The organism is Anaeromyxobacter sp. SG64, from assembly GCF_022690745.1.
Classification (GTDB): Bacteria; Myxococcota; Myxococcia; order Myxococcales; family Anaeromyxobacteraceae; genus Anaeromyxobacter; species Anaeromyxobacter soli.
Window position 1 is genome coordinate 1 of sequence record NZ_JALCZB010000039.1, and the last position, 21,536, is coordinate 21,536.

The 21,536-nt window shown below is 74.2% G+C and carries 22 protein-coding genes; 18 read left to right on the forward strand and 4 right to left on the reverse strand.

Annotation, left to right across the window (positions count from 1 at the left end; all coding sequences use genetic code 11):
• The 8 genes from MNZ29_RS13080 to MNZ29_RS13115 form a co-directional block, all read left to right on the forward strand.
• Positions 1-1,054 (forward strand): radical SAM protein (locus MNZ29_RS13080; protein WP_242355502.1); only part of this gene is annotated, 1,054 nt, incomplete at its 5' end.
• 62 nt (positions 1,055-1,116) lie between these two features.
• Complete coding sequence (locus MNZ29_RS13085) at positions 1,117-2,688, forward strand: lysine 5,6-aminomutase subunit alpha (protein ID WP_242338062.1); 1,572 nt, start codon at positions 1,117-1,119, stop codon at positions 2,686-2,688.
• Positions 2,685-3,233, forward strand: a complete 549-nt coding sequence (locus MNZ29_RS13090; protein ID WP_242338060.1) for a hypothetical protein — start codon at positions 2,685-2,687, stop codon at positions 3,231-3,233. Before MNZ29_RS13085 ends, MNZ29_RS13090 begins: the two co-directional genes overlap by 4 nt.
• Positions 3,230-3,997, forward strand: a complete 768-nt coding sequence (locus tag MNZ29_RS13095) for an OAM dimerization domain-containing protein (protein WP_242338058.1) — start codon at positions 3,230-3,232, stop codon at positions 3,995-3,997. Before MNZ29_RS13090 ends, MNZ29_RS13095 begins: the two co-directional genes overlap by 4 nt.
• The gene (locus tag MNZ29_RS13100; RefSeq protein WP_242338057.1) at positions 3,997-4,395 is read left to right on the forward strand and encodes a hotdog domain-containing protein; all 399 of its coding nucleotides are present in this window, start codon (positions 3,997-3,999) and stop codon (positions 4,393-4,395) included. Before MNZ29_RS13095 ends, MNZ29_RS13100 begins: the two co-directional genes overlap by 1 nt.
• A gap of 71 nt (positions 4,396-4,466) precedes the next feature.
• Entirely contained in the window at positions 4,467-5,285 is an 819-nt protein-coding gene (locus MNZ29_RS13105; RefSeq protein WP_242338055.1) for a 3-keto-5-aminohexanoate cleavage protein, read from the forward strand.
• A 139-nt stretch (positions 5,286-5,424) separates the two neighbouring features.
• Entirely contained in the window at positions 5,425-5,697 is a 273-nt protein-coding gene (locus MNZ29_RS13110) for an HU family DNA-binding protein (RefSeq protein WP_242338053.1), read from the forward strand.
• Between the two features lie 10 nt (positions 5,698-5,707).
• Positions 5,708-6,196: a PilZ domain-containing protein gene (locus MNZ29_RS13115; protein WP_242338051.1), complete on the forward strand. Its 489-nt coding sequence runs from the start codon at positions 5,708-5,710 to the stop codon at positions 6,194-6,196.
• Positions 6,197-6,346: 150 nt separating this feature from the next.
• Here the strand turns inward: MNZ29_RS13115 and MNZ29_RS13120 are convergent, their stop codons facing one another.
• The 4 genes from MNZ29_RS13120 to MNZ29_RS13135 form a co-directional block, all read right to left on the reverse strand.
• Positions 6,347-7,105, reverse strand: a complete 759-nt coding sequence (locus MNZ29_RS13120; protein ID WP_242338049.1) for a hypothetical protein — start codon at positions 7,103-7,105, stop codon at positions 6,347-6,349.
• Positions 7,106-7,145: 40 nt separating this feature from the next.
• Positions 7,146-8,513, reverse strand: a complete 1,368-nt coding sequence (locus MNZ29_RS13125; protein WP_255821266.1) for an ammonium transporter — start codon at positions 8,511-8,513, stop codon at positions 7,146-7,148.
• A 324-nt stretch (positions 8,514-8,837) separates the two neighbouring features.
• Positions 8,838-10,196, reverse strand: a complete 1,359-nt coding sequence (locus MNZ29_RS13130; RefSeq protein WP_242355503.1) for a hypothetical protein — start codon at positions 10,194-10,196, stop codon at positions 8,838-8,840.
• Between the two features lie 135 nt (positions 10,197-10,331).
• Positions 10,332-10,547, reverse strand: coding sequence for a TIGR04563 family protein (locus MNZ29_RS13135; protein WP_012097128.1), 216 nt, complete (start codon positions 10,545-10,547; stop codon positions 10,332-10,334).
• A gap of 516 nt (positions 10,548-11,063) precedes the next feature.
• Here MNZ29_RS13135 and tilS point away from each other — a divergent pair.
• The 10 genes from tilS (at position 11,064) to tsaE (ending at position 21,501) form a co-directional block, all read left to right on the forward strand.
• Positions 11,064-12,380: a tRNA lysidine(34) synthetase TilS gene (gene tilS / locus MNZ29_RS13140; RefSeq protein ID WP_242355505.1), complete on the forward strand. Its 1,317-nt coding sequence runs from the start codon at positions 11,064-11,066 to the stop codon at positions 12,378-12,380.
• Positions 12,381-12,527: 147 nt separating this feature from the next.
• Positions 12,528-14,426: an ATP-dependent zinc metalloprotease FtsH gene (ftsH, locus tag MNZ29_RS13145; protein WP_242338043.1), complete on the forward strand. Its 1,899-nt coding sequence runs from the start codon at positions 12,528-12,530 to the stop codon at positions 14,424-14,426.
• Between the two features lie 4 nt (positions 14,427-14,430).
• Positions 14,431-15,273 carry a dihydropteroate synthase gene (gene folP / locus MNZ29_RS13150; RefSeq protein ID WP_242355507.1) on the forward strand — a complete coding sequence of 281 codons (843 nt, stop codon included), beginning with the start codon at positions 14,431-14,433 and terminating at the stop codon, positions 15,271-15,273.
• A gap of 56 nt (positions 15,274-15,329) precedes the next feature.
• Complete coding sequence (gene cdaA, locus MNZ29_RS13155; RefSeq protein ID WP_242355509.1) at positions 15,330-16,244, forward strand: diadenylate cyclase CdaA; 915 nt, start codon at positions 15,330-15,332, stop codon at positions 16,242-16,244.
• Positions 16,231-16,602 (forward strand): hypothetical protein, encoded by a 372-nt coding sequence (locus tag MNZ29_RS13160; protein ID WP_242338037.1) that lies wholly within the window; start codon positions 16,231-16,233, stop codon positions 16,600-16,602. The genes cdaA and MNZ29_RS13160 overlap by 14 nt, the downstream gene beginning before the upstream one ends.
• A gap of 122 nt (positions 16,603-16,724) precedes the next feature.
• Positions 16,725-18,134 (forward strand): phosphoglucosamine mutase, encoded by a 1,410-nt coding sequence (gene glmM, locus MNZ29_RS13165; RefSeq protein WP_242355534.1) that lies wholly within the window; start codon positions 16,725-16,727, stop codon positions 18,132-18,134.
• Positions 18,135-18,259: 125 nt separating this feature from the next.
• The gene (locus MNZ29_RS13170) at positions 18,260-18,988 is read left to right on the forward strand and encodes a pyridoxine 5'-phosphate synthase (protein ID WP_242338035.1); all 729 of its coding nucleotides are present in this window, start codon (positions 18,260-18,262) and stop codon (positions 18,986-18,988) included.
• 52 nt (positions 18,989-19,040) lie between these two features.
• Entirely contained in the window at positions 19,041-19,427 is a 387-nt protein-coding gene (acpS, locus tag MNZ29_RS13175; protein WP_242338032.1) for a holo-ACP synthase, read from the forward strand.
• On the forward strand, positions 19,424-20,956 hold the full coding sequence (locus MNZ29_RS13180; protein ID WP_242338031.1) for an NAD(P)H-hydrate dehydratase: 1,533 nt from the start codon (positions 19,424-19,426) through the stop codon (positions 20,954-20,956). Before acpS ends, MNZ29_RS13180 begins: the two co-directional genes overlap by 4 nt.
• Positions 20,953-21,501, forward strand: coding sequence for a tRNA (adenosine(37)-N6)-threonylcarbamoyltransferase complex ATPase subunit type 1 TsaE (gene tsaE, locus MNZ29_RS13185; RefSeq protein ID WP_242355536.1), 549 nt, complete (start codon positions 20,953-20,955; stop codon positions 21,499-21,501). Before MNZ29_RS13180 ends, tsaE begins: the two co-directional genes overlap by 4 nt.
• The last annotated feature ends 35 nt before the right edge of the window (positions 21,502-21,536 follow it).

Genomic DNA, 21,536 nt, shown 5'->3' on the forward strand with positions numbered 1-21,536 from the left:
GGCGCGCTCGCAGGCGGAGGTCGCGGGCACGGTCGCCCGGCTGGTCGCGCGCGGCCCGGGCGCCGTCGCGCCGGGGGCGCCCGGCGAGCGGGTGGGGGAGGCCGCCGCGGCCCTCGCGGCGGAGTGGGGGAACGCGCCGCTCGTCCGCGCCCGTCACACCCGCCCGTTCGTCAAGATCCAGGACGGCTGCGACGCGCGCTGCAGCTACTGCGTCGTGCCGCTCGCGCGCGGCGGCTCGCGCTCCCTCCCGCTCGACGAGGCGCTCCGCCGGCTGGCGCTGCTCGGCGCGCGCAACCCCGAGCTCGTCCTCACCGGCGTCCACCTCGGCGCGTACGGCCGCGATCTCTCCCCGCGCTCCTCGCTCGCGGAGCTCGTCCGCGCGGCCGTCCACGGTGGGCTCGCGGCGCGGCTCCGCCTCTCCTCGATCGAGCCGCTGGAGGTCCCGCAGGAGCTCCTCGCCGACCCCGAGGTGACTCCTTCACTGTGCGCGCACCTTCACCTGCCGCTCCAGAGCGGCTCGGATCGCGTCCTCGCCGCCATGCGCCGGCCGTACCGCGCAGACGGCTACCGCCGCGCCGTGCTCGAGGCGGCCGCGCGCCTCCCCGGCGCGTGCCTCGGCGCCGACGTCCTCACCGGCTTCCCCGGCGAGACCGACGCGGACCACCGCGCCACCGTCGCGCTCGTCGAGGCGCTCCCGCTCGCGTATCTCCACGTCTTCCCGTTCTCGCCGCGGCCCGGCACGGACGCCGCGGCGCTCCCCGGCGCAGCGCCCGCGGCGGTCGCTCGGGCCCGCGCGCGGGAGCTCATCGCCCTGTCCGACCGCCGGTGGCGGGCCTTCCTCGGCGGCCTGCGCGGCCGGGAGCTGGAGGTCGTGGTCGAGCGGGTGGAGGACGGCGTCGCGCGGGGCACCTCGCGCGAGTACGCGACGGTGCGGTGGGCGGCCGATCCGGCGGCAGGCGACGCGCGCGGCGCCCTCGTCCGCGTCCGGGTCCGCGGCGACGACGGGGAGGTCTGCGGGGGCGTCCGGACGGACCCACCTCCGCGCTCTTCGTGACGCCCCGCCGAGGCCCGGCCGGAACCTTGCCCTCGTGGGCCGTCCGGCCTAATCCATGCGCCATGCTGCTCCCCGACGGCCGCCAAGTCCCGGACCTCCCGCTCGATCGCGCCGTCGTCGACCGCTGCCGCGCGCTCGCCGACCAGGTCACCGCCCAGGTGCTGGAGTTCGTGGGCCGCCACTCGACCGTCTCGATCGAGCGCACGGTGCTGCGCCTCTACGGCCTGCACGACGCCGGCCCGCGCGGCGTGCCGCTCGTGAACCTCGCGGTGGACGCGCTCCACGAGAAGCGGCTCCTCGGGCGCGGCGCGGCCTACTGGATGGGCTACGCGCTGCGGCGCGGCGCGACCGATCCGATGGGTGTCGTCGAGCGGCTCGTGGCGCTGCCCTCGAGCCCCGAGCCGCTCCCCGAGGCGGAGGAGCGGGCGATGCTCGAGGAGATGCGCCGCGAGGCGCGCGCGAACGTGGACGAGCTCCGCGCCCGCGTCCGCCGGCGCGACGCGCTCAGGGACGAGCTGGGCGTCGGCCCGCGGCCCCACAAGTACCTCATCGTCGCGACCGGCAACATCCACGACGACGTGGAGCAGGCCCTCGCGGCGGCCCAGTCCGGCGCCGACGTCATCGCGGTGATCCGCTCGACGGCGCAGTCGCTCCTCGACTACGTGCCGCACGGCGCCACGACCGAGGGGTACGGCGGCACGTACGCGACGCAGGAGAACTTCCGCATCATGCGCGAGGCGCTCGACGACGAGTCGCGCCGCCTCAGGCGCTACGTGCACCTCACGAACTACTCCTCCGGGCTCTGCATGCCGGAGATCGCGTTCGCCGCGGCGTGGGAGCGGCTCGACATGCTGCTCAACGACGCGATGTACGGCATCCTCTTCCGCGACATCAACATGAAGCGGACGCTCTGCGATCAGTACTTCTCGCGCCGCATCTGCGCGCTCGCGGACGTCGTCATCAACACCGGCGAGGACAACTACATCACCACCGCGGACGCGGACGAGGCGGCGCACACCGTCATCGCCTCCCAGTTCGTGAACGAGAGCTTCGCCCACCGCGCCGGCCTCCCCGACCGGCTCATCGGCCTCGGCCACTCCTTCGAGATCGATCCGGCGCGCGAGGACACCGTCGCCCGCGAGTTCGCGCAGGCGCTCCTCGTCCGCACCCTCTTCCCGGAGGCGCCCATCAAGTACATGCCGCCCACGAAGCACAAGCAGGGCGACATCTTCTTCAGCCACGCGTACGACGTCATGGCGGACGTCGTGGGCTACGTGACGGGGCAGGGGATCCAGCTCCTCGGCATGATGACCGAGGCGATGCACAACCCCTTCCTCATGGATCGCTACGTCGCGCTGAAGAGCGCCGACTACGTCTACCGGGCCTGGCGCTCGATGGGCGCGGAGATCACGTTCCGCCCCGACGGCATGGTGCAGCGCCGCGCCCAGGAGACGCTCCGCGAGGCGCTGGCGCTCCTCGAGGAGGTCGCCCGCGACGGGCTCTTCCGGGCCATCGGGAAGGCGCGCTTCGGCGACGTCGCGCGCGAGGAGGACGGCGGCAAGGGGCTCGCCGGCGTCCTCGAGCGCGGCCCCCGCTACTTCAACCCGTTCCTCGAGATCATGGAGGCGAGATGAGCCACTCCGCGTTTCCGCGCGCCACCCGCGCCGCCCTCGTCCTCTGCGTCGCCGTCGCGACGCTCTCCGGGTGCGCCACCGTCCGCCAGGCGCTCTCGCCCGCGCCGAGGGGCGTGCCGAGCGGGAGGGACGGCTGGCTCGTCTACTCGGTCCACGCCCTCCGCTTCGAGGCGCCCGCGGCCTGGGGGGCGTCCGGCGGCGAGCAGCACCTCACCCTCGAGGCGCCGGACGGCAGCGCGCGGATGGAGATCTCGACGCCGGGCACGAGCTACGCCGACGAGCAGGCCTGCCTCGCCGGCGCCGAGGAGTTCCTGAAGCGCGGAGCGGCGCTCGAGCGCGTGCGCCGGCACCCGACCCGCCTCGCCGGCGTCAGCGCCGTCACGCTCGAGGGCGACTCCGGCGGCTGGCACGTCTGGGCGTACGCGGCCTGCGACGGCGGCACCCAGTACCAGCTCTTCTTCACCGCGCGCTCGCCCGCGGCCGCCGAGGCGGTGGAGGCGTACCGCACGCTCGTGCAGAGCGCGAAGATCGGAGGGCAGGCGTGAGGCCGCGCGACTGGGAGCCCGGGCAGATCGTCCGGCCCTACGGCGACCGCCGCGACGACGGCGTCGTGCAGCTCTCGTTCGTCCTGCCCGTGCCGCCGGGGGAGCGCGCGCGGGAGGCCGCGGCCGAGCTCGCCCGCAAGATGGGGATGGACCAGGTGCACGTCGCCTCGATGGAGCCGGCGGCGGAGCAGTACACCTTCTTCGTCGTCTACGGCCGGACCTCGGTCTCGGTGGACTACGCCGCGCTCTCCGTCCCCGAGGTGGTCGTCCGGAAGAAGGGCTTCGACGAGCTGAACGAGTACGCGCTGCGCGAGGTCGGGCGGCGGATGGTGGTCATCGGCGCGTGCACCGGCTCCGACGCGCACGCGGTCGGGATCGACGCGATCATGAACATGAAGGGCTTCGCCGGCGACTACGGGCTCGAGCGCTACGCCTGCTTCGAGGCGGCGAACCTCGGCGCGCAGGTGGAGAACGCCCAGCTCGCGCGTGTCTGCAAGGAGCGGGAGGCGGACGCGGTGCTTGTCTCGCAGGTGGTGACCCAGCGCGACGTCCACAAGGAGAACGCGCGGCAGCTCCTCCGCGAGCTCGAGCGGCTCGGGATCCGCGGCCGGGTGACGGCGATCCTGGGCGGGCCGCGCATCGATCACCGCCTCGCCGTCGAGCTCGGCTACGACGCCGGCTTCGGCCCGGGCACGAGGCCGTCGGAGGTGGCGAACTTCATCGTCGGCGCGGTGCTGAAGCGCATGGGCAAGGAGATGCACTGATGCCGCTGCACGAGAAGGTGACCCTCCGGCTGCGCATGTCCCAGGCGGACGCGCACTACGGCGGCGCGCTCGTCGACGGCGCGCGGATGCTCGCGCTCTTCGGCGACGTGGCGACGGAGCTCCTCATCCGCCACGACGGCGACGAGGGGCTGTTCCGCGCGTACGACGCGGTCGAGTTCCTCGCGCCCGTCCACGCCGGCGACTACGTCGAGGCCGAGGGCGAGATCGTGAAGGCGGGGAACACCTCGCGCGCGATGCGGTTCGAGGCGCGGAAGGTCGTCTCGCCTCGCCCGGACCTGTCCGACAGCGCCGCCGAGGTGCTCGCGCCGCCGGTGGTGGTCTGCCGGGCGACCGGCACCTGCGTCGTCCCCAAGGACAAGCAGCGGTTCCCGAGGTAGAGGTGCGTTGATCCGGCGACATCCGTCATGAACGGGCGAGGGCGCGGCCCGTTGCGGTAGGAGGAGCCACGATGGCCGAGAAGGTGATCGTCACCGCCGCCGTGGTCGGCGCAGAGGTGACGCGCGAGCAGAACCCCGCCGTGCCCTACACGCCCGCCGAGATCGCGCGGGCCGCCGTGGACGCTTGGCGCGCCGGCGCCGCGGCGGTCCACCTGCACGCGCGCTGGCCGGACGGCCGCGCCTCGCAGCGGCCCGAGCACTTCCGCGAGATCATCAACCGCATCCGTCAGGCGGGCAGCGACGTCGTGATCCAGTGCTCCACCGGCGGCGCGGTCGGCATGTCCGTGGACGAGCGGCTCGGCTCGCTCGTGGACGGCGCCGAGATGGGCACCCTCAACCTCGGCACGATGAACTTCGGGGACGAGGTCTTCCAGAACGCGCGGCCCGACATCGTCCGGATCGCCGGGCGGCTGCGCGAGCGTCGCCTCGTCCCGGAGTGCGAGGTCTACGACGCGGGGATGCTCGACACGCTCCGCTGGCTCCTCGAGAAGGGCCACCTCGCCGCGCCCTATCACGTGCAGTTCGTGCTCGGCGTGCCGGGCGGCATGTCCGCGAGCGAGCGCAACGTCCGGTTCCTGCTCGAGGGGCTGCCGGAGCCCACCCACTGGAGCATCGCCGGCGTGGGGCGGTTCCAGCTGCCCATGGCCGAGCTCGCGCTCGCGCTGGGCGGCCACGTGCGCGTCGGCCTGGAGGACAACCTGTACGCCGCGAAGGGCGTCCTCGCGAAGGGCTCGGACGCGCTCGTGTCGCTCGCGGTGGACCTGGCCGCGCGCGCCGGGCGCGAGCTCGCGACGCCGGCGGAGGCGCGGCGCATCCTCGGCATCGCCTGAGGTGCCGCCCGGGGAGGGCCCGGCCGCGGGCCGCGCTCGCTCCGGCGGCGCGGGCGGGGCGTCGCGTGTCAAGCCGGCGCGTCGCTTGACCGACCCGCGGGGCCGAGGCTAGCTTCCGCTCCCTCTCCCGGGGAAACGCATGACGAAGGCGGAGCTCATCGAGAAGGTGCAGGCGGCTCACGGCGATCTCTCGCGGCGCCAGGTGGGCCTGCTCGTGGACACGCTCTTCGAGCACCTCGCGAAGGGCATCCGCAAGGACAAGCGGTTCACGATGCCCGGCTTCGGCACCTTCGCCGTGAAGAAGCGCGCCGGCCGCGTCGGTCGCAACCCGCGCACGGGCGCCGAGATCCGCATCGCCCCCACCAAGACCGTCGGCTTCAAGCCGGCGCCCGAGCTCAAGAAGTCGCTCTGAGGAGCCTCTCGTGACGACCCTCGCCGCCTGGCTCTCCGCGTTCCGGACCCTGCACGAGAAGGCCCGCAAGGGCACGCTCGTGGGGATCGAGCGGGACGACTACCACGCCGGCCGCGACGAGCTCGCGCGCGCCCTCCTCGCGGCGCAGCGGCTCACGGTCGCCCAGGGGCAGCCGCCGCGCCAGGCGATCCGCGTCGCGCGCGCCCTCCAGCTCGATCTCGATCTCCTCACCTCGCGTGAGCGCGCCATCACGCTCGACCTCTCGACCGGGGGCTTCTCCTGCCTCCTCGCGAAGGCGCCGCCGCTCGGCGACGAGGCCCGCTTCTCGCTGCGGCTGCCCGGCGCCGAGGCGCTCTCCGGCCACGCGCGCGTCACCGACGCGAAGCCGAACGCGGGCAACGTCCGCGTCTCGTTCCAGATGATCGGGCTCTCGCCCGAGGAGCGCGAGCGCGTCGAGCTGTTCGTGTTCGACACGCTGCTCGCGCAGCTCGCGCCGTAGCTGGCCGTCGCTTCGCGGCGCCGTCCGGGCCGCACGTCGGGACGCGGCCGGGCGGCTCCTCTCGACGGCCCGCTGGTCCCAGAAAAGACCGCGGGGCGCCCCCGTCGCCGGAGACACCCCGCGGGACCGCTGCGGCCCACCCGCTGCGGCTCAGCGCTTCGCCAGGAGCTCGATGTCGGCGTCGAGCTGGAACGACCACATCCAGTCGCTGCCGCCCGGCTGCACCTTCGAGTTGAGGAAGAACACCGGCCCGGTGAGCAGCGCCACGGACGGCGTGAAGTAGAACGCGGCGCCCGCGCCCACCGCGCCGAGCGCGCTCTTCCCGGTCATCACGTCGGCCGAGGGGACGATCTTCTGCAGGCCGGGCGCGCCGATCTTGAGCTCCGGCCCCGTCCAGCTCGCCATGAAGCCGGCGTTCTCCTTGCCGCCGTTCTCGTCCACGAGCAGCTTGTCGTTGAGGCCGTAGTACCCGCCGACCGCGAGCGTCCCGACGACGGGGAACGTCTTCGACGCCGTCGCGTGCAGGATGTCGTAGTCGTTCACGTCCTTCTCGAACCCGAGGCTCTGGATCCCGAAGGACAGCCCCGGCGCGACGGCGCCGAGCGCGCCCTCCGGCACGGCGAGCTTCGCGTTGAGGAGGAACCCGTTCTTCGTGAACCCCGGGTAGAACAGATCGAACCCGATCTCGCCCTGCAGCTTCTCGAACGGCAGCACGCCGAGCGTGAGGCCGGTGTCGATCTGGTAGGCGCCGCGCTCGGCGAAGTACGTGTCGTACGTGAGGTGCGGCACGAGGTACGGCTGCACGTAGGTCGTCGCCGGGCTCCAGAACACGGTGGAGGGCGTGGCCAGGGCAGCGGGGGCGGCGACGACGAGCGCGGTGAGGACGAGCGCCTTCAGGACGGTCTTCATCGAGGATCTGTCTCCGGGGTGTGTGGGAGCTGCGACGGGACTACGCCGCGGTGGTGCCCGCGGGCTGGGGAGCCGCGATCGGCGGCGCGTGGTGAGGGCTGGCGGCGCCCGACGACGACTCGAGATCGGTCGAGATGTACCCGCGCTCGCCGGCCTCGGCCTGATCGAGGCCGGTCCACTCGTCCTGCTCGTCGGCGCGCAGCGGCGTGACGAGCGCGACGAGCTTGAAGAGCCCGAACGAGAGGACTCCCGAGTAGATCATCGTCACCGCCACGCCGAGCGCCTGCTTCCCGACGAGGGCGAGGCTGCCGTCGGCGCCGGCGGAGTTCACGGCGGTCGAGGCGAGCGCCCCGGTGAGGAGCGCGCCGAGCGTCGCGGCGACCCCGTGGACGGCGAAGACGTCGAGCGAGTCGTCGAGCCCGAGGCGCGGGCGCAGGCGCACCGCGCCGAACGAGGCCAGCGCGGCGAGGCCGCCCATGAGGAGGCTGGAGACGGGCTGGATGAACCCCGCGGCGGGCGTGATGGCGACCATGCCCGCGACCGCGCCGGAGGCGAGCCCGACGCCGGACATCTTGCCGTAGAGGAACAGCTCGAGGAGCCCCCAGGTCAGCGCCGCGGCCGCCGGGGCGAAGAACGTGTTCACGAAGCCGGTGGCGGCGAGGCCGTTCGCGGCGAGCGCGCTGCCGCCGTTGAACCCGAGCCAGCCGAACCAGAGCAGCCCCATGCCGAGGATCGCGAACGGCACGTTGTGCGGCATCACGGACGGCATCCGCAGGCCGCGGCGCTTGCCGATGAGGATCGCGCCCACGAGCGCCGCGGACGCGGCGTTGATGTGCACCACGGTCCCGCCGGCGAAGTCGAGCACGCCGAGGCCGCGCAGCCAGCCGCCCGGCGCCCAGACCCAGTGCGCGACCGGCGCGTAGACGACGAGGCTCCAGAGCGCGACGAACAGGATGTACGCCTTCATCCGGACGCGCTCGACGATCGCGCCGGAGATGAGCGCGGGGGTGATCACCGCGAACATCGCCTGGAACAGCATGAAGGCCGAGTGCGGGACGGTCGCCGCGAGCGACGCCTCGGGCGCGTCGCCGACGCCGCGCAGCCCGAGCCAGCCGAGACCGCCGACCACCTTGTCGAGCGCGCCTCCCGGGGAGAAGGCGAGGCTGTAGCCCACGAGCGCCCAGATGACGCCCGCGATGCCCATCACCACGATCGACAGGTTCATGGTGTGGACGACGTTCTTGGAGCGGACGAGCCCGCCGTAGAAGAAGGCGAGCCCGGGGGTCATGAGCATCACGAGGCCGGCGCTGACGAGCACAAGCGCGGTGTCGCCGGTGTCGACCCGGTCGGCCGCGAAGGCGGCGGCGGGCAGCGTGGCGGCGATGGCGAACAGCAGCAGCTTTCTCAAGGTGTCCTCCGGTGGGCGGGGGGCAGGGGTGAGTGAGTCCGGACGGGTCGCTCTGCAGCCGACATGCCGGCGGAGAAACGCCTGCGAAGCGCGCATTCCCGCGGGTCTGGGGCAGGCGCTGCCCGGGCCCGAGGCACGCCCTGCCGCGCGGTCGTGCACGGGCGGGCGACGCTGACACCGCCCAGGCAGGCGGGCGCGCGGCCGCGGCGCGCCGGCGCGACGCGCGGGCGGTACTCACTCAGGGTGAGGTCGGACGCTGGCGCCGCCGGAGAAGCCCCCGGGGCGCGCCTCGCCGCGGGAGCGAGCTCCCCCGACGGTCTCGCCTCAGCGCCGCGTCGAGGCCGTGCGGCTCGTGGGCCGCTTCACGGGAGCGGCGCTCTTCGCGCGCTTCGCCGGGGCGGCGCCGGACTTCTTCTTGGCGGCCGCCGCCTTCGCCTTCGCGGCGGGCTTCACGGCTGGGCGCTTCGCGGTCGCCGTCTTCGCCTTCGCCGCGGGGGCCTTGGCGGAAGGCTTCGGCGCGGGGCGAGCGGGAGCCACGGCGGGGGGCGGGGGAGGCGGGGCGGGCGCCACGGCGGGGAGCACGGGCGGGTCGTCGTCGCTGGCGCTGCGGATCCCCGCGGGCGCGCCCTCCACCGCGCGGTAGGGCCCGCGCTGCGCCGCCTCGACGGCGGCGGCACGCTCCGCCCAGCTCCGCGAGCTCGCGTCGAGCGCGGCGGCGTCGAGCGCCGCGTCTGCGCCGGCGCGATCCCCGGCCCGCAGGCGCAGCGCCGCGAGGTGGAGCGCGGCGCGGCCACGCTCGGGTCCGGGAGTCCGCTCACGATCCTCGAGGACGCGTCGCAGCGCGGTCGCGGCCTCGCCGTCCGTGGCGTGTCCGGCGAGCGCGAGCTTCGCGAGCCCGAAGGCGGCGCGGGGGTGCATCGGGGACGCGGAGAGCGCCGCCCCGTAGGACGCGCGGGCGGCGCCGAGATCGCGGCGCGTGCGGCGAAGGATGTCGCCGCGGAGCGCGAGGGCGGCGGGCGCGCCGGCCTCGGCGGCCGACTGGACCGGCTCCACGGCGGCGGCGATGTTGCCGGCGAGCAGGGCGATCCGCCCGGAGATCACGCGCGCCTCGGGCAGCGCGCCGGCGCGGACCGCCGCCGTCATCGCGTCCCCCGCCTCCCGCCGTCCGAGCGCGAGGGCCGCGGCCGCGAGGCTCGCCCGCGGCGGGACCTCGTCGGCCCGCATGGGCTCCACGAGCAGGAGCTCCGCCGTGCGCCCCGCCGAGGCGTCGCGGTAATCGGTCGCGAGCATCGCGAGCGCGAACGCCCGCGCCCCGCCGGCGTCGAGGGGATCGAGCTGGGCGAGGGGCTCGAGCAGCGTCGCGGCGCCCCGGTAGCCGGCTGCGGTGTCGAGTCGCAGCAGGGTGTCGGCGCGCGCGAGCCCGTCCTGCAGCACGGCCCGTCGGTGGTGGGTGCGGTAGCCGAGGAGCCCGCCCGCGAGGAGCGTCAGGACTGCGACGACGGCGCCGGCAAGGAGCAGCTTCCGCCGCGGCACGCGGGCGGAGCGCAGGGGCTCGTCCCCGGTCGGCACGTCGACGGCGTCGAACTCCTCGTCATCGAGCTCCGGAGGGAGCTCGTGAAAGCTCTCGCTCGAGAGCGGTTCGTCGGACGCTTCGGAAGGGTCGATGAGCGGAGATCTGGGCATCGGAGCAGGGAGGGCAGGCGACCCGCGAAGGGTAGCGCCCTCGACCCGCCAGGGCCAAAAAACGGATCGCGCCCGAGCCGGAATCCCGGCGCGGGCGCGTCGTAACTGTCCGGCGAGAGAGCGGAACGGGTGTGGTTACCCGCCCTTCTCCTCGCGCTCGTCCTCGCGCGCAACGCCAGACAGCACGTCGTTGACGGAGGGGAACCGCATGATCTCGCCCCGGGCGATGCGCCAGGCCTGCTGGACGATCCACGACAGCGAACGGTCCTGCCGGTTCGCCTCAGCCTGGATCTCGTTCAGCATGTCCTCGGGGAAGTACAGGGACTGCTTGCGCTTGTCAGTGCCGGGCATCGGTACTCCGTGCTGTGGGACAACCGCGACCTTGTACGCTGGCCCGCGCCTGGGGTCAAGCGCTCGTCCACCTCGGCCGGGGAGGTAGGGCGGACGGAGCGTGGAACCGCTGGATGAGGCGCTCCACGTCACCGCGGATGGACGGCCTTGACGCTGAGCGGAACGCATGAGCGTGGTTCGCGCAGGGTGTGCGCGGCGCGGGTGCGAGCGAAGTCTGCCGGGAAAAAGAGGAGAGCCGGCATTGCTGCCGGCTCTCCGTGGGCCCAGAGGGGGAGGGGGGGGACCCCTAGGCCCAGCGCCTGTAAGTTGTCTCACGCCCTGCCGACGTCAACGCCTGGCACCCAACATCGCATTCCCGCTCAGAAATCGCAATCCTGTCGCGGGCCTGCGCGGTGTGCCTCCCTCGCGTGCTTTGCCTCCATAACCGCGCGCCCGCCGCCTTCATTCCCGGTTGTCGCGCCTCGTCCCGGAGTTCGCGCGGGTACTATAGAAGCCCGCGCCTGAGGGCGCCGCACCGTGCGCACGAGAATCCATCCTTACCCGGCCGCCGTGCTGGCCACGATTCGCCGGCGACGGCTCCTCTCTCCCGGCGACCGCGTCCTCGTCGCCCTGTCGGGCGGCCCGGACTCGACCGCCCTGCTCGCCGCGCTCGCCGAGCTCCGCGACACGGGCTGTCTCCCATCCACGGGACTCGCCGCGCTGAACGTCGACCACGGACTCCGGCCGGGCGGGGCGGAGGACGCAGCCGCCGCCTCCGCCATCTGCGAGCGGCTGGGCATTCCCTTCGAGGCGGTCCGGGTGACCGTCGCCCCAGGCAACGTGCAGTCCGAGGCCCGCCGCGCCCGCTACGCCGCCCTCCGGGCCGCCGCGACCCGCGCGGGCGCGACACGCATCGCCACCGGCCACACCCGGACCGATCAGGCGGAGACGGTCCTCCTGCGGCTCATGCGTGGCGCGGGCGCGCGGGGACTGTCGGGCATCCCGCCTCGCCGAGGCCCGATCGTGAGGCCGCTCATCGACCGCTCACGCGAGGAGGGCCTCGAGTACCTCGCGGCGCGGGGGATCCCCTGGCGCGTCGATCCGACGAACGCGACGCCTCGCTTCGCGCGGAACAGGCTCCGGCTCGAGCTGTGGCCGGCGCTCACCGCGCTCGCGCCGGCGGCCGAGCGCGCCATCGCGCGCGCCGCCGATCTCGCGCGTGAAGACGAGCGGGCGCTCTCGCGCCTCGCGCGCGCGCTCGCCGGCGACGGCGCGAGCGTCGCGCTCGAGACGCTCCGCGGCGCGACGCCCGCGGTGCGGCGGCGCGTCGTCCGCCGGCTCTGGGCGCGGGCGACCGGGCAGCGCGGCTCGCTGGAGGCGAGACACGTCGAGGCGATCCTGTCGCTCGTGCGGCGCGAACGCCCGGGGAAGGTCACGCTGCCGGGTGGACGCCTCGCCCGCTGTCGGTACGGTCGGCTCGAGCTCCTCCCGTCCGAGCGCGCTCCCGAGGCAGGAACCCTCGCGCCCATCGAGGTCCGGGGCCCCGGAAGGTATGCGCTGCCGGAGCACAGGTGCGCCGTCGAGATCGAGTGCCTCCGGGAGGGCGCCGTGCCCTGGCCGCTCGCGCTCCGGACGCGGCGGCCGGGCGACCGCTGGCGCCCCGACGGAGGCCGCGGCTCCAAGACCCTCAAGCGCTGGCTCATCGATCGAAAGGTCCCCCGCGAGCGGCGCGACGGGCTGGTCCTCCTGGCGCGCGGGGCGGAGGTGGTGGCGATCCCGGAGCTGGCGGCCGTGGGCTCGGGCTTCGGCCCCACGGGCGCAGGGCTCGCCGTCCACCTGGTGAGCGACCCGTAGGACCGCCGGCCGCACTGCAAAAGGGGTGAGGGGCTGCTATAAGGTCCGCCTGGTCCGGAGCGCGGCTCGACGTGCAGGTCCGCGGAAGACGCGGCGAATCCCGTCGGTTTCGACGATCTGACGCTCCACCGAAGGGGAAAGAGAGCCTTGCGACAGTCCTACAAGACCGCCCTGCTCTGGGTCTTCTTGATCGTGATGTTCCTCGCGCTGTGGCAGCTGTTCCAGCAGCGCGGCGCTCAGGCGAAGCCCTACAACTGGTCGCAGTTCATGCAGAAGGTCGAGGCGGGCGAGGTGAAGGAGGTCCGCATCAAGGACCTCGACTACATCGGCCACCTCCGCGACGGCTCCGAGTTCGTCACGACGGGTCCCATCGACGCGTCCGCGACGATCGCCGAGAAGCTGCGCCAGCAGGGCGTGAACCTCTCGTTCGAGAAGCCCGAGCAGAGCTCGCTGTGGGTGACGGTGCTGCTCCAGTACCTCCCCCTCGTCTTCCTGTTCCTCCTGTTCTTCTTCTTCATGCGCCAGCTGCAGTCCGGCGGCGGGAAGGCGATGAGCTTCGGGAAGTCGAAGGCGAAGCTCATGACCGAGCACCACAACAAGATCACCTTCGCCGACGTCGCAGGGATCGACGAGTCGAAGGACGAGCTCGAGGAGATCATCTCCTTCCTCAAGGACCCCAAGAAGTTCACGCGCCTCGGCGGCCGGATCCCGAAGGGCGTGCTGCTCATGGGGCCGCCGGGCACCGGCAAGACGCTGCTCGCCCGCGCGGTCGCGGGCGAGGCGGGCGTGCCGTTCTTCTCCATCTCCGGCTCGGACTTCGTCGAGATGTTCGTCGGCGTCGGCGCCTCGCGCGTCCGCGATCTGTTCGAGCAGGGCAAGAAGAACGCGCCCTGCATCATCTTCATCGACGAGATCGACGCGGTCGGCCGCCACCGCGGCGCGGGCCTCGGCGGCGGGCACGACGAGCGCGAGCAGACGCTCAACCAGCTGCTCGTCGAGATGGACGGCTTCGAGTCGAACGAGGGCGTGATCCTCATCGCGGCCACGAACCGGCCCGACGTGCTCGATCCCGCACTGCTCCGGCCCGGCCGCTTCGACCGGCGCATCGTGGTGCCCCGCCCGGATCTCAACGGCCGGCTCGGCATCCTCAAGGTCCACACCAAGAAGACGCCGCTCGACACGGCGGTGGACCTCACGCAGATCGCGCGCGGCACGCCCGGCTTCTCCGGCGCGGACATCGAGAACCTGGTGAACGAGGCGGCGCTCTACGCCGCGCGGCGCAACAAGGAGAAGCTCGCGATCGAGGACTTCGAGTTCGCGAAGGACAAGGTCATCATGGGCACCGAGCGGCGCTCCATGATCATCTCCGAGAAGGAGAAGCGCACCACGGCGATCCACGAGGCGGGCCACGCGCTCGTCGCGAAGATCCTCCCGGGCACGGACCCCGTCCACAAGGTCACGATCATCCCCCGCGGCCGCGCGCTGGGCCTCACCCAGCAGCTCCCGCAGGAGGACCGGCTCAACATCTCCCAGGAGTACGCGCTCAACCAGGTCGCGATCCTCATGGGCGGCCGGCTCGCCGAGGAGATCACCTTCAGCCAGAAGACGACCGGCGCCGGCAACGACATCGAGGTCGCGACCAACCTCGCCCGCTCCATGGTCTGCGAGTGGGGCATGAGCGAGAAGATGGGCCCGCTCGCCTTCGGCAAGAAGGAGGGCGAGGTCTTCCTCGGCCGCGAGATGAACACGGTCCAGACCTTCTCCGAGCAGACCGCCCGCGACATCGACGCCGAGGTGCACCGCATCGTCTTCGAGCAGTACGACCGGGCGAAGCGCGTGCTCCTCGAGCACCAGACGATCCTCAACAAGATCGCCGACGCCCTCATCGAGTACGAGACGCTCGACGCGTCGGACATCGACCTGCTCGTCTCGGGCGGCTCGATCAGCCGTCCGCCGCCGCCGAAGCCGCTCGCCGCGGCCGCCGCCGAGAAGAAGAAGGGCGGCCTCCTCGACGCGGCCACGGCGCCCGTGCCGGCCAAGGCCTAGCGCGATGCGCATGCGGATCGGGGCCAGGCTCTTCGACGGGCCTGGCCCCTATCTCATGGGGATCGTGAACGCGACCCCCGACTCGTTCTCGGACGGCGGCCGGTTCCTCGACCCGGACCTGGCGGTCGCGCACGCGTTCCGGCTCGCCGAGGAGGGGGCGGACCTCGTCGACCTGGGCGGCGAGTCGACCCGGCCCGGCGCGCCGCCGGTGCCCGCGGACGAGGAGCAGAGGCGCGTGGTCCCGGTCGTCGCGGCCCTCCGCGCCCGCGGGTTCGCGCTCCCGATCTCCGTGGACACGACGAAGGCGACGGTCGCGCGCGCCGCGCTCGAGGCCGGCGCGGATCTGGTGAACGACGTGTCGGGCCTCGCCGATCCCGCGCTCGCGCGGGTCGTCGCGGAGGCGGGCGTCCCGGTCGTGCTCATGCACACGCGCGGGACGCCGGCGGACATGCAGTCGCGGGCGCGCTACGGCGACGTCGCCGCCGAGGTCCGCGCCGAGCTCGCCCTGGTGCTGCGGCGGGCCGAGGCGGCGGGTGTGGATCCGGAGCACACCATCCTCGACCCCGGCATCGGCTTCGCGAAGACGCCGGAGCACAACCTCGAGCTCCTCGCCCGGGTCGCAGAGCTGCGCGCGCTCGGACGCCCGCTCCTCGTCGGGCCCTCCCGCAAGAGCTTCATCGGCAAGGCCGCGGGCGCCCCCGTGGAGGATCGGCTGCCCGGAACGCTCGCGGCCGTGACGGCGGCGGTGCTCGCCGGGGTGGAGTGGCTGAGGGTCCACGACGTGGCGCCCGCTCGCCAGGCTGCCCGGGTGGCGGCGGCCATCCGGGACGCCGCGCGGCCCCGCTGACGAGTGCTCGGCTTGAAGTCGGCCTCACGGTAGACTGCCGCGCCCGGAGACCTCCGTTGCAATCCGTCCTCACGTTCCTCATCGGGCCGGACGCCACCGTCCGCGACGCGCTGCTCGCGCTCGTCGACGTCGCCGTCGTGGCGTTCCTCTGCTACCACGTGCTCCGCTTCATCCGGGGCACCCGCGCGACCGCGATCCTCGTCGGGCTCGCCCTCGTCGGCCTCGCGTACGCGGGCGCCGAGGGGGCCGGGCTCGCCACGCTCTCCTGGCTCCTCGGCCACTTCCTCAGCTACTCGTTCATCTTCGGCGTCATCGTGCTGTTCCAGGCGGACCTCCGGCGTGCGCTCGCCGAGCTGGGCCGCTCTCCGCGCCTGGCGCGGGTGGTGGCGAGGATCGTCCACGACGAGCGCGGCGCGCACGCCGAGCGGGTCGCGCGGATCGGCACGATCGACGCGGTGGTGAAGGCGGCCCTCGAGCTCGCCCGGCGGCGGGTGGGCGCCCTCGTCGTGGTCGAGCGGACCGCCGATCTCGCCGAGCTCGCCGGCTCCGGGTTCCGCCTCGACGCCGCGATCACGCCCGAGCTCCTCGTCGCGCTGTTCCAGCCCGCGAGCCCGATCCACGACGGCGCGGTCGTGGTGCGGGGGAGCCGGGCCGCCGCCGCGACGTGCCTGCTCCCGCTCTCCGCGGCGCCCACCGCGCTCGAGCTCGGCACGCGCCATCGGGCCGCCCTCGGCCTCGCCGAGGAGGTGGACGCCGCGGTGGTCGTCGTCTCCGAGGAGCGGGGCGAGATCTCCGTCGCGCTCGAGGGGACGCTGCACCGCGGGCTCGACGAGAAGCGCCTGCGCGCGCTGCTCTACGCCGCCGTCCTCGGCGCGGATCACGGCGGGGCGGGCGGTCTCGCCGCCGTCGCCCGGCCGGGGGAGGCGTCGCCCGCGAGGCGCCGGCAGGGAGGATCGCATGCGGCGCTCTGACGTCGCGCTCGCGCTCCTCGCCGTCGCGATCGCGCTCGCGCTCTTCGTCGTGGTGCGCGGCGAGCGGCGCGTCACCGCGGTCTACGCGGTGCCGGTCGAGGCGGTGCTTCCACCGCGCGTTCCGCCTCTCGACGCGCTCCCGGTCGAGGTCACCGTCGCGGTGAACGGGCCGTGGGCGCGCCTCCGGGTCCTCGACCCGGCGAGCCTCGGCCCCGTCCGCGTCGACGTCACGCGCGCCGGCGGCGGCCAGGTCGCGTGGCGCGCGCGGGCGGAGGCGCTGCGCCTCCCTCACGGCCTGCGCCTCGAGTCCATCACCCCCGCCCAGGGCACGATCGATCTCCGGCGGGACGCCCGTTGAACGCTCCTCCCTCAAACCCTAGGTTGCCTGCGATGCCCACCCGTGAACCCTCCCCGACGTCCCGCGCAGCCGTGAACGGCGCGGCGCGCGCGCGCCTCCCCCGCAACGAGGCGCGGAACACCCTGCGCGACGGCCTTTCCGGCAACGGCGCCCGGAGCCACGCGCCGGTCGCTCGCCGGCTGTTCGGCACCGACGGCGTGCGCGGCGTCGCGAACGTCCACCCGATGACCGCCGAGATGGCGCTCCAGCTCGGGCGGGCGCTCGCCTACGTGGTGCGGAACGGCTCGCACCGGCACCGCATCGTCATCGGCAAGGACACCCGCCTGTCGGGGTACATGCTCGAGCAGGCGATCGCCTCCGGGATCAGCTCGATGGGCGTGGACGTGATGCTCTCGGGCCCCCTGCCGACGCCCGGCATCGCGTTCCTCACCGAGTCGATGCGGGCGGACGCGGGCGTGGTCATCAGCGCGAGCCACAACCCGTACCAGGACAACGGGATCAAGTTCTTCTCGCGCGACGGGTTCAAGCTCCCCGACGCCGTCGAGCTCCAGATCGAGCAGCTCGTGCTCGGCGAGTCGGGCCTCGAGGAGTTCCACGCGCTCCGCCCGACGGCCACGCGCATCGGGAAGGCGAAGCGGATCGACGACGCCATCGGCCGCTACGTGGTGTTCCTCAAGTCGATCTTCCCGAAGAGCCTCACCCTCGACGGGCTCACCATCGTGGTCGACTGCGCCCACGGCGCGGCCTACCACGTGGCGCCGGCGGTGTTCGAGGAGCTCGGCGCCAAGGTCATCGCGCTCAACGTGAAGCCGGACGGGAAGAACATCAACGACGGGTGCGGCGCCGTTCACCCGGAGAGCATGGCGAAGGCCATCCAGAAGCACCGGGCGCACCTCGGCCTGGCGCTCGACGGGGACGCCGACCGCGTGATCCTGGCGGACGAGAACGGGCGCATCGTGGACGGCGACGCGGTCATGGCCCTCGTCGGGCGCGACCTCATCCACCAGAAGGCGCTCGCCAAGAAGACGGTGGTCGCGACGGTCATGTCGAACCTCGGCCTCGAGCGCGCCCTCGCCGGCGCGGGTGGCCGGGTGGTCCGGACGGCGGTGGGCGATCGCTACGTCGTCGAGGAGATGCGCCGCAGCGGCTACAACTTCGGCGGCGAGCAGTCGGGGCACCTCATCTTCCTCGACCACGTCACGACCGGCGACGGCGTCGCCGCCGGCCTGAACGTGCTCGCGGTGATGCAGCGCGAGGGGCGCCCGCTCTCGGAGCTCGCCCGCTGCTTCGAGCCGGTGCCGCAGGCGCTCGTGAACGTCGCGGTGAAGGAGAAGCGGCCGCTCTCGGACCTGCCGGGGGTCGCGGGCGCCATCGCCGCGGTGGAGAAGGCGCTCGGGAAGGACGGGCGCGTCCTCGTGCGCTTCTCCGGCACGGAGAACAAGGTCCGCGTCCTCGTCGAGGGCACGGACGGCAAGCGGATCCGGGCCCAGGCCGAGCAGATCGCCGAGGAGCTGCGCAAGGCGCTGGGGTAGCGGCCACCGAAGGTCCGTCGCGGGCACAGGCGCAGCCGGGTGAGGCTGCGCCGGAGCCGAGCGCGGGTTCGGGGGGGGACGCGCCGTGTGCGTCCCTCCGGCACGAAATGAGTTAGATTCCGGCCATGCCAGCTCGTCTCGGTGTCAACGTCGACCACGTCGCGACGCTCCGTCAGTCCCGCCGCACGACGTACCCGGACCCCGTCGCCGCGGTGGTGCTCGCCGAGCTGGGCGGGGCGGACCAGATCACCATCCACCTCCGCGAGGACCGCCGGCACATCCAGGAGCGGGACCTCCAGATCCTGCGGCGCACCGTCTCGACCCGGCTCAACCTCGAGATGGCCGCCACCCAGGAGATGGTGAAGATCGCCTACGAGGTGAAGCCCGACGTCGTGACGCTCGTGCCGGAGCGGCGCGAGGAGCTCACCACCGAGGGCGGCCTCGACGCCGTCGGCGGCCGCGACAACGTGCGCAAGGTCGTGAAGACGCTGCGCGACGCCGACATCAAGGTCTCGCTGTTCATCGATCCGGATCTCGATCAGGTGAAGGCGGCGCACCGCGCCGAGGCGTCCACGGTCGAGTTCCACACCGGGCGCTACTGCGACGCGCGGCTCGCCCCGGATCGCCGCAAGGAGCTCTCGCGGCTCGTGGACGCCTGCAAGGCGGCGTCGAAGCTGGGGCTCGAGGTGGCGGCGGGGCACGGGCTCAACTACCAGAACGTGCTGCCGGTCGCGGCCATCCCCGAGATCGAGGAGCTCAACATCGGCCACTCGATCGTGGGGCGGGCGGTGCTGGTCGGCATGGAGCGCGCCGTCCGCGAGATGCGGGAGCTCATCGCGAAGGCGCGGCCGTAGGTTCGATCCGCTCGCCCTGAGCTGTCGGGCGGCGCGGGCGAGGGGAGGCGACGTGGTCCTCGGGCTCGGCATGGACGTCGTGGAGGTGGCGCGGATCGAGCGCGTCCTCGCGGGCCCTCCCGGCCGCGCGGACCGCTTCCTCGCGCGCTGCTTCACCCAGGGCGAGCGCGCCTACTGCGACGCCGCCCGCGACCGCGCGACGCGCTACGCCGCCCGCTTCGCCGCGAAGGAGGCGGCGTCGAAGGCGCTCGGCGCGCCCGCCGGGATCCGCTTCACCGACGTCGAGGTGGTCCGGGGGCAGGGCGCGCCCGCGCTCGCGCTCCGCGGCGTGGCCTGGGAGGCGGCGGAACGGCTCGGCGTGCGGCGCGTGCTCGTCACCCTCACCCACGACGGCGGGGTCGCCGCGGCGACCGTCGTGCTCGACGGGGAGGCGCGATGAGGCTCGTCGGCTCCGCGGAGATGCGGGCCATCGACCGCGCCGCCATCGACGCGTTCGGGGTGCCTTCGCTCGCGCTCATGGACCGCGCCGGGCGCGCAGTGGCGGAGGCGGCGCGCGCGCTCGCGGCGCCGGACGGCCGGTTCGTCGTGGTCTGCGGCGGCGGGAACAACGGCGGCGACGGCTACGTCGCGGCGCGGATCCTCCGCGCGGCGGGGCGCGACGCCAGGGTCCTCTCCCTCGTCGCGGCGGCCCGCCTCGCGGGGGACGCGCGCGCGACGCGCGACGAGGCGGAGCGCGCGGGCGTGCCCATCGACGAGGCGGGCGCGCTCGGCGGGCTCGACGCCGGGCCGGGCGACGTGGTGGTCGACGCGATCTTCGGCACCGGGCTCTCGCGCGCGCCCGAGGGCGCCTTCGCGCGGGCCATCGAGCGCGTCGACGCCGCGCGGGCCGCCGGCGCGCGCGTCCTCGCCGTCGACGTCCCCTCCGGCCTCTCCGCCGACACCGGCCGGCCGCTCGGGGCCTGCGTCCGCGCCGACCGGACCGTCACCTTCGCGTTCCAGAAGCGCGGGCTCGTCCTGCACCCCGGCCCGTCCTTCGCGGGCGAGGTGACCGTCGCCGACATCGGCATCCCGCCGGAGGCGGCCGGGCGCGTCGCGGTCCTGTGCGAGCTCCTCGAGGCGGACGGGGCCCGCGCGCTCCTGCCGCCGCGCAGGCCCGACGCGCACAAGGGCGACGCCGGGCGGCTCCTCGTCGTCGCCGGCTCGCCCGGCAAGACCGGCGCGGCGCACCTCGCGCTCACGGGCGCGCTCCGCGGCGGCGCCGGCCTCGTCACGCTCGCGGCGCGGGCGGAGGCGCTGGCGCTCGCCCTGTTCGGCCGCCCCGAGGCCATGAGCACGGCGGTGCCCGGGACGGGACCGCTCGGGCGCGCGGACCTCCAGGCGCTGCTCGCCGCGGCGAAGGGCGTGGACGCGCTCGCCATTGGCCCAGGCATCCCGCGCGGCGACGAGACGGGCGAGCTCCTGCGCGCGCTCCTCGAGCGCGCGCGGCTCCCGGCCGTGCTCGACGCCGACGCGCTGAACGCGCTCGCGGACGATCCCGTACGGCTCGCGGGCCTGGGCGTGCCGCTCGTGCTCACGCCGCATCCCGGCGAGATGGCGCGCCTGTGCGGGACGACGATCGAGGCGGTGCAGGCGGACCGCCTCGGCGTCGCCGCCGAGAAGGCGCGCGAGTGGCGCGCGACGATCGTGCTGAAGGGCGCGCGCACGGTGGTCGCGGACCCGGAGGGTCCGGCGGCGGTGATCCCGACCGGCAACGCCGGCATGGCCACGGGCGGGACGGGCGACGTGCTCGCGGGGCTCGTCGGCGCGCTGCTCGCGGGCGGCCTCGCGCCCGGCGCGGCGGCGCGCGTGGGCGCCTGGGTGCACGGGCGCGCGGGAGATCGGGTGGCGGCGCGCCTCGGGCAGCGCGGGCTCCTGGCCGGCGACCTGGGCGAGGCGATCGGGGAGGTCTGGGCGGAGTGGGGACGATGACGGCGGAGCGGTTCACCGCGCGGCGGACGACGCGCTCGGCGCGCGCGACCTACGCGCTCGGGAGGAAGCTCGGCGGGCTCCTCCAGCCCGGCGACGTGGTGGCGCTCGTGGGCGAGCTCGGCGCGGGCAAGACCCAGCTCGTGCGCGGCGCCTGCGAAGGCGCGGAGGTCCCGGCGGAGGAGGTCTCGTCGCCGAGCTTCGCCATCGTCGCGACCTACCGCGGCAGGATCCCGGTGCACCACGCCGACCTCTACCGGATCGGCGACGAGGACGAGCTCTACGGGACCGGCTTCGGCGACCTCGTGGGCGGGGAGGGCGCGCTGCTCGTGGAGTGGGCGGACCGGATCCCGTCCGCGCTCTCGGCCGAGCGGCTCACGCTCACGCTGTCGCACGACGCGAAGGCGCCGTCGGTGCGGCACGTGGAGATCGAGGGCGTCGGAGCGCGACACGCGGCGCTCGCGCGGGCGCTCGCGGGGCCAGGGCGGCGCACCCGCCGCGTCGCGAATGCAGCCGAGCCGCTCGCGCGCGTCAAGCCCGGGAAGTGATCCCAGGGCGCGCCTCGCTCACCGGCAGCGACGCA

What these genes read in the sequence shown, in the direction of transcription:
- MNZ29_RS13085 (WP_242338062.1), top strand. Translation starts at nt 1,117, where the DNA reads ATGCTGCTCCCCGACGGCCGCCAAGTCCCGGACCTCCCGCTCGATCGC.
- MNZ29_RS13090 (WP_242338060.1), top strand. Translation starts at nt 2,685, where the DNA reads ATGAGCCACTCCGCGTTTCCGCGCGCCACCCGCGCCGCCCTCGTCCTC.
- MNZ29_RS13100 (WP_242338057.1), top strand. Translation starts at nt 3,997, where the DNA reads ATGCCGCTGCACGAGAAGGTGACCCTCCGGCTGCGCATGTCCCAGGCG.
- MNZ29_RS13105 (WP_242338055.1), top strand. Translation starts at nt 4,467, where the DNA reads ATGGCCGAGAAGGTGATCGTCACCGCCGCCGTGGTCGGCGCAGAGGTG.
- MNZ29_RS13110 (WP_242338053.1), top strand. Translation starts at nt 5,425, where the DNA reads ATGACGAAGGCGGAGCTCATCGAGAAGGTGCAGGCGGCTCACGGCGAT.
- MNZ29_RS13120 (WP_242338049.1), bottom strand. Translation starts at nt 7,105, where the DNA reads ATGAAGACCGTCCTGAAGGCGCTCGTCCTCACCGCGCTCGTCGTCGCC.
- MNZ29_RS13130 (WP_242355503.1), bottom strand. Translation starts at nt 10,196, where the DNA reads ATGCCCAGATCTCCGCTCATCGACCCTTCCGAAGCGTCCGACGAACCG.
- MNZ29_RS13135 (WP_012097128.1), bottom strand. Translation starts at nt 10,547, where the DNA reads ATGCCCGGCACTGACAAGCGCAAGCAGTCCCTGTACTTCCCCGAGGAC.
- folP (WP_242355507.1), top strand. Translation starts at nt 14,431, where the DNA reads ATGCGCATGCGGATCGGGGCCAGGCTCTTCGACGGGCCTGGCCCCTAT.
- MNZ29_RS13160 (WP_242338037.1), top strand. Translation starts at nt 16,231, where the DNA reads ATGCGGCGCTCTGACGTCGCGCTCGCGCTCCTCGCCGTCGCGATCGCG.
- MNZ29_RS13170 (WP_242338035.1), top strand. Translation starts at nt 18,260, where the DNA reads ATGCCAGCTCGTCTCGGTGTCAACGTCGACCACGTCGCGACGCTCCGT.
- MNZ29_RS13180 (WP_242338031.1), top strand. Translation starts at nt 19,424, where the DNA reads ATGAGGCTCGTCGGCTCCGCGGAGATGCGGGCCATCGACCGCGCCGCC.
- tsaE (WP_242355536.1), top strand. Translation starts at nt 20,953, where the DNA reads ATGACGGCGGAGCGGTTCACCGCGCGGCGGACGACGCGCTCGGCGCGC.